Genomic DNA, 13,093 nt, shown 5'->3' with positions numbered 1-13,093 from the left:
GCGATCTCATGAAATAAAAGGTCCATGAAAACATGGACCTTTTATTATTTGCGCAGCCATGCCTCAATGTGATTCATCATTGTTATAAATTCCCGCCCCCCCTCCACAGCCGCGCCCAACGCAAAATTCAACTCTCCAAGCTTTGACGCACTTTTTGCTCTCAAGAGTTCGTTGATAGCGTTATCTATACGTTGATATATTTCCTCGATAAACAGGCTCATCCGGGAGTTCACAGCAGCGACTCCATTAAACAACGCAGCAATATCGGTTTTATATTCTGTTGCCCTGACCGAAGCATCCCGGGAAGAGTAAGTGATGTCCCAGACAGGTGTAGTTCCAGTCTCGCGAAACAACTCTTGCGCGACACTCGGTTGTGGATGGCAATTGCAGGATCGATGATCCATAGCCCGCATGAATACCGATTTCAGCCCAAACGACTCGTTATACACTTCCACAACTGTATATTTGAGTTGCCTCACTGTAGACCTCAGGTTAAAAAAACGAAGCGCTAGCTCGTGAATTAGGTCCTGTACCTTCTCTGGCGGAAATAACTCCCAGGTCAGGGATCTGGACAAACTGTACAGTCTGAAATCCACTTGACTTATGAGTTCGTTCCTGGAGGTCTGCCTGGTTATATCCAGAGATTCACGGGTAAATATTTCAAGGTCTTCAACATAAGCATTGCATAGGCGTCTGGCGTCTTCAGTCCTTTCCCAAAACCCTTGCAGATATCGCTCATTAAACGAGGCATTGTTCAAGCGCGAATCCTCGGCCAGAACCGTAAGTTGATGACCGCTATTTTTTCGACGTTCAAACACAACCGGTATATTATTGAATGTCGGGTGCAGGGAGCCAAGAAAATGTGTATAGCGTTCTAACTCGCGTCGCTGCGCAGCAGTAAACTCAAATGCAAGTGTATTCATATTCCATCTTGGAGGAGGCAGGTGTGCAACCCGCCTCCTCGCCCCCTTAATATTGCTGAATGGTCTTCAAGTATTTAATAACGTCTGCGATCCGGGTCATTGCGGTCTCAACTCGTTCCTCGACGGGCAGCGACTTATCTTGCGCAAATTCGCGGGACAAACTTTCAAAGTCCGCAACCAGGTTGGAAAATTCAGTCACGTATTCCCAGCGCCCATCGTCCAACTCGTCCAGCGTCTTTACCAGTTCAATCTTCCCTTCAATCCGGTCGATTTCTTTGGTGTGATTTTGCAACTGGCCACGCAGATCACCCGCTTTTTCCTTGAGACTGTTATACGCCGCCAGCATATTGAGATAAGAAATGGCCTCCCCAATACCTGAGATCAACTTCTTCAGCGTATCAATAGCTAACAACGCGACTTGAATCTGCGGCGGCGCCAAACCCAGCGCTTTCAAATTATCCAGCGATAACTTTGCCTCCTCACCGATTTTTTCGACGCCGGCTTTACCGATCGCGTCAATGGTTGACGATACGGACTTCATCTGCTCTTGCAATTCAGCCAGTTTTTCTTCGGACTTAATTTTTAGTGCTTCTGTGAATTCCCGATCCTGCTGCAGCGCAACAACCCATTTTTCCGAGACATTCCTGTCATACGGGGCTTTAATACTCTTATGAATACTTTTTAGATCTTCAGTATGTGCGGAGATTTGATCAAATACTTTTTTGAGTTCCACCTCCATGTCCTCTCGAACCTCGTCCGCATCGCCCGGATTCTCAACCTCGATCTGATAGCCTTTCAGTTTTGTATCCGCTCGGCCCAAATTGATAATGTTTGTCTGAGCCCGGTCACGTAGATCGTACGTTGTCTTGTTGATAGCAAGCGCCAGATCTTTCATTGTCCCAACGGTACCAGGCATGTAATCGTATTGTGCGAAAAGCATTTGTGCAGTGGTGTTCTTTCCTTGCACCGCGGCGTTATGGCCACGCAAATTCATCATACTGAAATCTGGAGAATCCGAATTATTAAACAGTGAACGCATGATTATCCAACCCTCAAAAGTCAAGCTATTATTTTCATATTCCTTATCAGCCTCTGCGAACACACCGAGTAATTGATCCGAACTTACTTTTATTTGCTCCCAAGGATCGATAATACTGAGTATTTGATTTTTAAACCGTCTCAAAGAAATCGCTTCCTCCAGCGTATCGACATCTTTTACAGAGGCGGTGATATAGGTACTCAGCGCATTCCACACCAGCATAAGATTCTGAGTTGCAACCTTAGCTTCAATCGCAACGTAGCTAAGGTTCTGAAGATCATCACGGATTTTATTCAAGGAACTCAGTGTCTGGCTTTTACTGGCCATGTTTTTATTGGCCACTTGTTGCTCTTCTTTCAGCCTATTACGCTCTTTTCGTATTTGTTCAGCTTTGACACCCTGATAAATGCCGAGAATCAAACCGCCAATATTGAGGGTCGCCGCCGACTTGATCGCTTCCTGGACCAGTTGATCGTACTGTTTATTGAGCTCATCAATCTCTTTCGAGCGCTGGTCAATTTCATTTTGCAGAACCTGAATATCTGCCTGATAAGTATTTCTCGAAACAAACTCCAATCGCAATTTTATTTCCGGAAGCACTATCGCGCGCATATCGGTGCCAAACAGATCCAGATCGGCTCTTACTTTCTCGGCCTTCGCATGACATTCTCTAACCTTCGCAAGCACATCATTGAGGTAGACCTTGATTTCAGGAACATCTCCCGGAGGCAAGCCAAGATCGGGAAGATTCGGAATCTTGAGTTTCAGTTTCAGATACTCCTCCGGCGTATTGATATCGTGCTCTTCCAGGTATTTCGACGCGTTGAGGTCTTCGTAGACTTCTACAATTGCGGTGCCAGTTCTGATGATGCTGCCAGCAAAAATCTTAAGGTCAGTACCTGTCAGCATAATTTGCTCACGTAATGGCGACCAGCGCTTAGCATGGTCATACGTCCAGGTAAATGTGCGTAGAAAGTCCATGGCAGTAAGTCCCACACCGCCTTCATCACCCGCGCCATAATTTAAATACGCGACCACATCGCCAAGCCGAACGGGAAGAGACAGCCCTAGTGTTTCATACTTCCTCAGACTGATAATCTGCTCTTTAGTCAGCTGTATTCCGGTCTCCCGGTTATACTCATCCCCCTCGCCAAGCGAGGCATCCACAAATAGTTTTGGCGCTTTTGCAGCAGCCTCAAATACTTTATCATCCATTTTTAGTTCCACTTCCCTGTCCTCTACGGACATTAGTACACGTTAAGTTCGCCCTGACATTGACGAGCCGTCTTACTCAGCCAATAACAGATATTGCGCAAACAAAACTTAGAGCACTATGAATACCAAGCGCAAACCATTAAATGTTAAGAAACGCGACAACCCCACTGCAACATCTGACGTGCGCAGCTTTTGAAACAAAGCATGAGCCACTCACTGAGCGATTCGACTTATCCTTAATTGAAAACAGACTACCAAAATGGCGACTTTATCCACCAACAACACGAACACCAACTAATGCATAAAGCCTGTTCAGGTAATGCTCTTTATCGCGCAACAATCTGGATGAAATATCACTATCAAGAAGTTAACGGCAACAACAATCCGTTACAACGAGGCCAACTGAGATAGCCGCAGCCGATAAGCATCTGCCATCTTACGGATTTGCGGATGATGTGCGCCTAGCAATGATTCACTGCTCACCCGCAAGAAATTCAAGTTTCCCCCGGCCAGCGCCTTGCGCAACCAGCCTAACGCATCATCGATGCGCCCTTCGTAGGCCAGTACCGCGGCATAACTGAACTGTCCACGAAAATCCCCGCCCTCTGCCGAGCGTCGATACCATTCCCGAGCCGCAAACAGATCCTGTGGGCAGTGGTGCCCTGCTTCCAGATAGCGGCCCAACAGGTTCATGGATTTGGCGTGGCCCAACTCGGCGGCGCAGCGATACAACGCCAGGGCTTGCGCCTGGTTTTCCGCTATCCCGCGTCCGGTGGCAAGCAGGTTGGCAATGTTGTACATCGCCCAATCCAGTCCCGCTTCTGCCGCAATTCGATAATGTCGCGCGGCAATCGCAACCTCCACTCGGCAACCCCAACCATGTTCATGACAACGGCCGAGCATGTTGCGCGCCATCGAGTGTCCGCCTTGGGCGGCGATCTCGAACCAGCGCACGGCAAGCGGCTGATCCTGCTCAATCCCTCGCCCGTCCAGCAGGATCTGCCCGAGCAACGCCTGAGCATCGAGCACGCCTTCACGGGCGGCGATCAGGATCGCCTGCGCCGCGCGCGCCGGGCTTTCTTCGAGCATCGATTTGAGGCGGTCGCCGTCGAGGATTTCTTCGCGGTGCAACCGAAAGTCCGTCACTTACACCTCGACCCAGCGACGCAACAGGTTGTGATAGGTGCCAGTCAGGCGGATCAATGAAGGATGGTCGGGCATGTCCTGGGTCAACTGTTGAATCGCCCCGTCCATCTCGAACAGCAAGGCGCGCTGGCTGTCTTCACGCACCAGGCTTTGCGTCCAGAAAAACGAGGCGTACCGGCTGCCGCGAGTGACAGCGTTGACCTTGTGCAGGCTGGTCCCGGGATAAAGAACCATGTCACCGGCGGGCAATTTCACGCGCTGGGCGCCGAAGGTGTCCTGGATTTCCAGCTCGCCTCCGTCGTAGTCCTCCGGCTCACTGAAGAACAGCGTCGCCGACAGGTCGGTGCGCACTCGCTCCAGGCTGCCCTTGGGCTGACGCACGGCGTTGTCGATATGAAAGTCGAAACTGCCACCGGCCGTATAACAGTTCAGTGACGGAGGGAAGACCTTGTGCGGTAACGCCGCCGACATGAACTGCGGATTTTTCCATAACCTTTCGAGCATCGCCGCACCGATTTCTTTGGCCAACGGATGCCCTTCCGGCAGTTGCAGATTGTGCTTGGCCTTGGCCGACTGATAACCGGCGGTGATTTTGCCATCGGCCCAATCCGCCTGCATCAGGGCCTCGCGAATGCGCTGCACTTCTTCTTTCGCGAACACGCCGGGAATGTGCAGCAACATGCAAAGACACCTGAAGGCAAAGGGGTGCCAATGATATTGATTCTTATTGCCAATGTAAAACCCGTGTGGCGAATGACACGGCAAAAACGTAAAGGTCAATTGTAAAGAATGTAAATTTGTCGCAAATAGCAACGTTTCGCAATTGATACAGATACGTGTTTACCCTATATTCCGCGGCCTTAAATCCTTGGGGAGGGGAATTCAATGTCACGCCAACCACTACAATTAACGGTCAATTCACCGCGTTTACTTGCGTCTGCAATTGGCGTGGCGATCACTGCCGGCTCAGCGTGCCACATGGTTTTCGCGGCCGAAAAGACCGACGAAAAAGCACCCGGCAATGCGATTTCCCTGGACGCGACCAGCGTTGTGGGCGAGCAGGACGACACTTCTTACAAGACCGATACTTCGGCCTCCAAGAAGTACACCGCGCCACTGCGTGAGACACCGAAAAGCGTCACCGTGATCCCGCAGCAAGTGATTCGCGACACCGGCGCCACCAGCCTGGTCGACGCCCTGCGCACCACCCCGGGCATCACCTTCGGTGCCGGCGAGGGCGGTAACCCGGCGGGCGATCGTCCGATCATTCGTGGCTTCAACGCCGAAAGCGACACGTTCGTCGACGGCATGCGCGACCCAGCGTCCCAGAGCCGCGAGATTTTCAACGTTGAATCGGTCGAAGTCAGCAAGGGCCCGGGCTCAGCCTACACCGGCGCCGGTTCCACCGGTGGCAGCCTGAACCTGGTGAGCAAGACCGCCAAGCTGGGCAATGCCTACAATGGCGGCTTCACTTGGGGCTCGGATCAGACCAAGCGCACCACCCTGGATCTGAACCAGCAGATGACCGACACCTCGGCCGTGCGCTTGAACCTGATGAAGCACGAAGCCAACGTCGCCGGTCGCGATACCGTGGACGTGAGTCGCTGGGGTGTGGCGCCGTCCTTCGCCTTCGGCCTGGGCACCGACACCCGCTTGACCGTCGGCTACTACCACGTCGAAACCGACGACATGCCCGACTACGGCATCCCGTTGACCTTGAGTCCCAACCGCAGCAAGTACAACGTCGACAAGCCGGCCAACGTTGACCGCGACAATTTCTACGGCCTCACCGGTCGCGACTTTCGCCAGACCACCAATGACAGCGGCACCGTCAAGATCGAGCACGATCTGAATGAAGACCTGACCGTGTCGAACAGTTTCCGCATGTCCCGTTCGACCCTGGACTACATCGTCAGCAACCCGGACGACAGCAAGGGCAACGTGGTCAATGGCAGCGCTTACCGTGGCGCGAAGAGCCGTAACTCGACGTCCAGCGGCTGGGTCAACCAGACCGACCTGAGCGCCAAATTCAACACCGGTAGTGTCGAACACAGCCTGGTGACCGGCCTGGAGTTTTCCTATCAGGACACCCACAACCGCCCGTACCTCCTGACGTCCACCGCCAGCGGCACTCGATGCAACCGCGCCCTGTTCAACTCCGGCGATTGCACCAGCCTGTACAACCCGACGCCTGGGGATAACTGGAACGGCAGGATCAGCGACAGCGCCGCGTTCACTGACACCAACACCAAGACCGCCGCGGCCTACGCGTTCGACACCCTGAAGTTCAACGAGCAATGGTCCCTGAACCTGGGCCTGCGTTATGACAACTACCAGGTCGAATCCAGTGGCCACGCCAACGCCAGCAGCACGGCGCCAGCGAACGACTTCTCCCGCGCAAACACCAGCGACCTGGTGAACTACCAGATCGGCGTGGTCTACAACCCGTTGCCTAACGGCAGCATCTACGCGGCCTACTCGACCTCCAGCAACCCGGCCGGCGAAACCAGCGGCAACGGTGGCCTGGAACTGGCAGCGAACAACGCCAGTCTGGACCCGGAAAAGAACCGCAACTACGAGATCGGCACCAAGTGGGACTTCTTCGGTGACGATCTGTCGCTGACCGCTGCGCTGTTCCGCACCGAGAAAACCAACGCACGGATCAACGATCCGGACGGCGGCACCACGCAAGTGCTGGACGGTGAACAGCAGGTCAATGGCCTGGAACTGAGCTACGCCGGCAAGCTGACCCGTAACTGGAGAGTCTTCGGCGGCTACACCTACATGGACAGCGAAGTGGTCAAAACCACCCTCGCCGCCGATGAAGGCAACCACATGCCAAGTACCCCACGGAACAACTTCACGTTCTGGTCGACCTATGACCTGGTGCCGGACAAGTTGACCGTCGGCGCCGGTGCGACCTTCGTCGACTCCCAGTTCGGCAACGTCGCCAACTCGGTGGAGATCCCGTCCTACTGGCGTTACGACGCGATGGCCAGCTACCGCCTGAGCAAAAACGTCGACCTGCAACTCAACGTACAGAACCTGACCGACAAGCGTTACTTCGATCAGGTGCTCCAGACGCACTACGCCCACGTGGCGCCGGGCCGCACCGCACTGCTGAGCGCCAACTTCCACTTCTGATAACAGAAGCGTGAAGGCCAACAGCGCTTAGGCAAAAGCCCCGTTCATCGAAGTGAACGGGGCTTTTGTGTGTAAAAAAGAATGCTTCTCGACAACTCACGGCATAATGCGCGCCGTGATGACTTTTGAACGAACAAGGCGAGCAACGTGTTGAAAAAATCCCTGTTCCAGTTGCACTGGTTTTTCGGCATCAGCGCCGGACTGGTCCTGGCCCTGATGGGCATCACCGGGGCGACGGTGTCGTTTCAGGATGAAATCCTGCGCGCACTGAACCCTTCTGTGCTGCACGTCGAGAAGCAGGTCGCTGGCGTCCTGCCGCCCGCCGAACTGGTGGAAAAAATCGAAGGCGCCTCGGGCAAAAAAGTCTCGATGCTCATGGTCGAGACCGACAGCGGCAACGCGGCACGGGTGTTCTTTACCCCGCCGCCGGGAGAGCGCCGTGGGCAGATGCGCTATTTCGATCCGTACACCGCCGAGTTCATGGGTGACGCCACCGGCCAGGACTTCTTCGGCCTGATGCTGCAACTGCACCGCTTCCTCGCCATGGGTGATACCGGCCGGCAGATCACCGGCGCCTGCACGCTGATTCTGCTGTTCTTCTGCCTGTCTGGCCTGTACCTGCGCTGGCCGCGTCAGTGGAAAAACTGGCGCACCTGGGTGACGCTGGACTGGAAGAAAAAGGGTCGCAGCTTCAACTGGGACCTGCACTCGGTGGCGGGTACCTGGTGCCTGGGGTTTTACCTCCTGGCAGCGCTCACCGGGTTGTCCTGGTCCTACGAGTGGTACAACAAAGGCCTGACCCGACTGCTTTCCGATTCGCCGCAGAATGAGCAAGTGCGCAGTGGTCGCGGTCCTGCGCCAAGCGGCCCGGCCCCCACTGCCGATTACGCCGCGATATGGAGCAGCATCTACAGCGCCGCCGGCCCAGGTCTTTCGTCCTACAACGTGCGTATGCCGCCCGTGGCCGGGCAACCGGCAACCGTGTTCTATCTGCTGAAGAATTCACCCCACGACCAGGCGCGGAACCAGATCATCCTCGATCCGGCGACCGGCATCGTCAGCCGTCATGACCGCTACAGCGACAAGAGCTTCAAGGCGCAGCTGCTGACCAGCATCTATGCACTGCACGTCGGCAGTTATTTCGGGCTGGTCGGGCGGATCATCCTGACCATCGCCGCGCTGGCCATGCCGCTGTTTTTCATCACGGGCTGGTTGCTGTACCTGGACCGTCGACGCAAGAAACGTCAGATCAAGGACGCCCGCAGAGGCCTCGTGCAACCGGGCAGTGATGCGCCGGCATGGCTGATCGGCTTCGCCAGTCAGAGCGGATTCGCCGAACAGCTCGCCTGGCAGACCGCCGGGCAATTGCAGGCTGCCGGGTTACCGGTGAAGGTTCAACCGTTGGCGAATGTCAGTGAACAGGACCTGCAGGATTCCAGCAACGCGCTGTTTGTGGTCAGCACCTTCGGCGACGGTGAGGCGCCCGACAGCGCCCGAGGATTCGAACGCAAAGTGCTGGGTCGTGCGTTGAGCTTCGACAGCCTTAACTATGCCGTGCTTGGCCTCGGTGACCGCCAGTATCAACACTTCTGCGGCTTCGCCCGCCGCTTGCACACTTGGTTGGGCGAGCACGGCGGCAAGACCTTGTTCGCCCCGGTGGAAGTCGACAGCGGCGACCCTTACGCCCTGCGCCACTGGCAACAGCAACTCGGCCTGCTGACGGGCCAGGCGCCGGTGGATACCTGGCAAGCGCCAAGCTACGACAACTGGACCCTGACCCGTCGCGAATTGATGAACCCGGACAGCAGCGGTTCGCCCGTGTACTTGCTGGGCCTCAGCGCCCCCACCACCAGCAGCTGGCTGGCCGGTGACCGGGTGGAAGTGCTGCCTCGCAACGGTTCATGGCCCATCGAGCATTTCCTCGACGGCCTGGGGATTGACGGTCGAGCCACGGTTGAGTTCGATGGCCTGTCGCAAACGCTGGAACAAGCCCTGGCCAGCCGCCAACTGCCCGAGAACCGCGCTCATCTGGTCGGCCTGCACGCGCAAGCGCTGGCGGACGCCTTGGTGCCGTTGGCCATGCGCGAATACTCAATCGCATCGATTGCCGCCGATGGCGTGCTGGAATTGATCGTGCGTCAGGAATTGCATGCCGACGGCAGCTTGGGCGTCGGTTCCGGCTGGTTGACCGAATACGCTCCCGTGGGCAGCAGCATCAGCCTGCGAGTACGCCGCAACAGTGGTTTCCATCTACCGAACGAACCGGTGCCGATGATCCTGCTGGGCAACGGCACCGGGCTGGCCGGGTTGCGCAGTTTGCTCAAGGCACGGATTGCCGACGGGCAGCAGCGTCACTGGCTGCTGTTCGGCGAGCGTCATCGCGAGCATGACTACCTGTGCCGCGCAGAGCTTGAGGAATGGTTGATCAACGGTGATCTGGCACGGCTGGATCTGGCGTTCTCCCGAGATCAAGCCGAGAAGATCTATGTGCAGGATTGCCTGCGCGAATCCGCCGCCGAGCTGAAAAAATGGCTGGCCGACGGCGCCGTGATTTACATCTGCGGCAGTTTGCAGGGGATGGCTTCAGGGGTGGATCACGCGCTCAACGAATTGCTCGGCATTGAAGAGGTCGACCGCCTGATCGAACAAGGCCGCTACCGCCGCGACGTCTACTGACGGTAGTTCGCGATCGTTCCCATGCTCCGCGTGGGAACGCCTCAACGGACGCTCCGCGTTCGGCTTGAAAGGGACGCGGAGCGTCCCAGGCTGCATTCCCACGCAGAGCGTGGGAACGATCATGCGGCCTCAAACCGGCTGCAACTTACGCTCAAACACCCCCACCCCATCCAGATCCCGCAGCACGACACTCAACTCCCCCCTCTGCCCATCGATGTTCACCTCGCAAAAAAACTGAAACCCGGCAAACGGCGAGGTGTTCTGCGCCGCGGGTGCCTTCTGGAATACCACCTCGGGGCCGAAGGTTTTATCCAGCGCGTTAGGCCCGAAGCTCCCCGCATTCAGTGGCCCCGCGACAAATTCCCAGAACGGTTCGAAATCCTGGAACGCCGCGCGGTCGGGGTGGAAATGGTGCGCCGCGCAGTAATGCACATCCGCCGTCAGCCAGACGAAATTGCGCACCTGCTGCGCCCGCAGAAAACCGAGCAATTCAGCGATCTCCAGTTCACGGCCCTGAGCCGGGCCCGGATCACCGTTGGCCACCGCTTCCCAACGCGCCACACCGGGGCTGACTTCGCCGTCCGGGACACCGAGGCCGATGGGCATGTCGGCGGCGATCAGACGAACCGAATATCCCGCCGAGCGCTGGGCACACTGCGCAGATGGCCGAACCAGAGTTCACTGGCGACACCGCTCTGGGCGTCTTCGAACGTCACGCGGTAGAAAATTGCCTGATCGGCGGGCAGGCCGCTGAGTTCGACCCGTGCGGTGAAGTCGGTGCGGGCATCGGCCAATGGCGAGACGAATCGACGCGGGTTGCTGAACAGGCTACGCGTGTCCCATTCCACCACCATCCGCGCCGCACGGTCGCTACGGCTCCAGATCATCGCCCGGTCGCCCAACAGGTCGCCGGACTGCACACCATCGGTGAGTTGCGGCCGATCCTTGAACGAAGCAATCACCGCCGGCGCCAGGCCAGGCATCAACAGCCCGGCCCCAACGGCTTGCATGACACGACGGCGGCCGAGGTCGAATTCGCTCATGGTGTTCTCCCTGAAAAAGGAAAACTTAAGCATGGCTGTGTGAATCCGGCATGACACAAAAAAGATCGCAGCCTCCGGCAGCTCCAGGTTCGATGTACGCCGCATATCACGGTCAAACACAATCCCGGGCAGGAGCTGCCGAAGGCTGCGATCTTTTGATCTATGCCTTGACCGGCTCCAGCGCCAACTCCACCGTCTCAGGCCGTTTGAGCACCGAATACGTCACCGCCGTCAGCAAACTCCCGGCCACGATCGCCAACAGATACAACAGCGCATGGTTGATCGCATTCGGAATCAGCATCACGAACAACCCACCGTGGGGCGCCATGAGTTTGCAACCGAAGTACATCGACAATGCACCGGTCAGCGCGCCGCCGGCGATGCTCGCCGGAATCACCCGCAGCGGGTCTTTGGCGGCAAACGGAATGGCGCCCTCGGAGATAAAGCACAACCCCAATACCAGCGCCGCTTTACCGGCCTCGCGTTCAGTCTGGGCGAACTTGCGCCGGGCAATGAACGTGGCGATGCCCAGGCCAATCGGCGGCACCATACCAGCAGCCATGGTCGCGGCCATCGGTGCATAACTTTGCGACGCCAGCAGCCCCACCGAAAACGCGTAAGCCGCTTTGTTGATCGGCCCGCCGAGGTCGACGCACATCATGCCGCCCAGCAGCACACCGAGCAGAATGGCGTTGGTGGTGCCCATGCTGTCGAGGAAGTGCGTGAGCCCCGCGAGCATCCCGGCCACCGGTTTGCCGACCACGTAGATCATCACCAGACCGGTGAACAGGCTCGCCAGCAATGGGATGATCAGGATCGGTTTCAGCGCCTCAAGGCTCTGCGGCAAGCGCGCATAACGATTGATCGCCTGCGCCGCATAGCCGGCGATGAAACCGGCAATGATCCCGCCGATGAAACCGGCGCCCAGGGTGCTCGCCAGCAAACCACCGATCATCCCCGGCGCCAGGCCCGGGCGGTCAGCGATCGAGTAGGCGATGTAGCCCGCCAGCAGCGGCACCATCAGTTTGAACGCGGTCTCGCCGCCGATCTGCATCAGCGCGGCCGCGAGCGTACCCTCCTCCTTGAACGCGGTGATGCCGAACACGAAGGACAAGGCGATCATCAGGCCGCCCGCCACCACCATCGGCAACATGTACGACACGCCGGTCAGCAGGTGTTTGTAGAGGCCGGTTTTCTCTTGCTTGGCCGGGCCTTTGGCGCCGGTCGAAGCGCTTTCCTGCTTGCCTTCGGCCAAGGCTTTGTTCAGCGTCGCTTCGGCTTGTTTCAGGGCGATACCCGTGCCACAGCGGTAGATTTTCTTGCCGGCGAACCGCTCGGTGGCGACTTCGATGTCTGCCGCCAACAGCACCACGTCGGCATCGGCAATCGCCGCTGCGCTGAGTGGATTACGCGCGCCGACCGAGCCTTGGGTTTCCACTTGCAGGTCGTAGCCCAGACGCTTGGCCGCTTGCTGCAAGGCTTCGGCGGCCATGAAGGTATGAGCGACGCCGGTCGGGCACGCGGTGACAGCCACCAGGCGTGGCGCATTTTTAACCACGGCAGCCGGCTCGGCGGCGGCTTCGGGCGCGACGTAAACCTCGGCCTCCTCCACCCCGCGACGCAGCACCGCTTCGACATCTTGCAGGGCCTGGGCCGGGGTGCTCTGGAAGACGCGTTTGCCGACGAACCGCGACATATCCACCGGCGCGCTGGTGACTAGCAACACCCACTCGGCGGCCTCGAGGGTCGCGGCCGACAGTTGGCGTTCCGGATGGGCCGCATCAACGACTTCGACACTGGTGCTCCAGCCTTGACGCTGGGCCGCTGCATCGAGCAGACGAGCACACAGCACACTGGTGACCATGCCGTTCGGGCAGGCCGTAACAATGGCTAATTTCATTGCAAAC

7 protein-coding genes and 1 pseudogene are annotated in these 13,093 nt (G+C 57.3%); 2 read left to right on the top strand and 6 right to left on the bottom strand.

Annotated elements, in window-relative coordinates; translation table 11 throughout:
* Positions 1–44 precede the first annotated feature (44 nt).
* The 4 genes from LOY56_RS03855 to LOY56_RS03840 form a co-directional block, all read right to left on the bottom strand.
* Positions 45–923, bottom strand: a complete 879-nt coding sequence (locus LOY56_RS03855) for a hypothetical protein (RefSeq protein ID WP_258620038.1) — start codon at positions 921–923, stop codon at positions 45–47.
* Between the two features lie 46 nt (positions 924–969).
* Positions 970–3,177 (bottom strand): alpha-xenorhabdolysin family binary toxin subunit A, encoded by a 2,208-nt coding sequence (locus LOY56_RS03850; RefSeq protein ID WP_258620036.1) that lies wholly within the window; start codon positions 3,175–3,177, stop codon positions 970–972.
* Positions 3,178–3,564: 387 nt separating this feature from the next.
* The gene (locus tag LOY56_RS03845) at positions 3,565–4,266 is read right to left on the bottom strand and encodes a tetratricopeptide repeat protein (RefSeq protein ID WP_258622562.1); all 702 of its coding nucleotides are present in this window, start codon (positions 4,264–4,266) and stop codon (positions 3,565–3,567) included.
* Positions 4,267–4,323: 57 nt separating this feature from the next.
* A complete protein-coding gene (locus tag LOY56_RS03840; RefSeq protein WP_258620034.1) occupies positions 4,324–5,004 on the bottom strand; it encodes a Fe2+-dependent dioxygenase in 681 nt (226 codons plus the stop codon).
* A gap of 204 nt (positions 5,005–5,208) precedes the next feature.
* Here LOY56_RS03840 and LOY56_RS03835 point away from each other — a divergent pair, with 204 nt between their 5' ends.
* Both LOY56_RS03835 and LOY56_RS03830 read left to right on the top strand, forming a co-directional pair.
* A complete protein-coding gene (locus tag LOY56_RS03835) occupies positions 5,209–7,467 on the top strand; it encodes a TonB-dependent siderophore receptor (protein WP_258620032.1) in 2,259 nt (752 codons plus the stop codon).
* 147 nt (positions 7,468–7,614) lie between these two features.
* Positions 7,615–10,143, top strand: coding sequence for a sulfite reductase flavoprotein subunit alpha (locus LOY56_RS03830; protein WP_258620031.1), 2,529 nt, complete (start codon positions 7,615–7,617; stop codon positions 10,141–10,143).
* A gap of 129 nt (positions 10,144–10,272) precedes the next feature.
* Here the strand turns inward: LOY56_RS03830 and LOY56_RS03825 are convergent.
* Positions 10,273–11,186 (bottom strand): annotated as a pseudogene (locus tag LOY56_RS03825) (alkaline phosphatase D family protein).
* Positions 11,187–11,346: 160 nt separating this feature from the next.
* Positions 11,347–13,086 (bottom strand): PTS fructose-like transporter subunit IIB, encoded by a 1,740-nt coding sequence (locus LOY56_RS03820; protein ID WP_258620030.1) that lies wholly within the window; start codon positions 13,084–13,086, stop codon positions 11,347–11,349.
* Between the last annotated feature and the right edge of the window lie 7 nt (positions 13,087–13,093).

The sequence above is a fragment of the Pseudomonas sp. B21-048 genome (assembly GCF_024748615.1).
GTDB lineage: Bacteria > Pseudomonadota > Gammaproteobacteria > Pseudomonadales > Pseudomonadaceae > Aquipseudomonas.
Note: the sequence above shows the minus strand (reverse complement) of the source record. Positions and strands in the feature narration are given on the sequence as shown.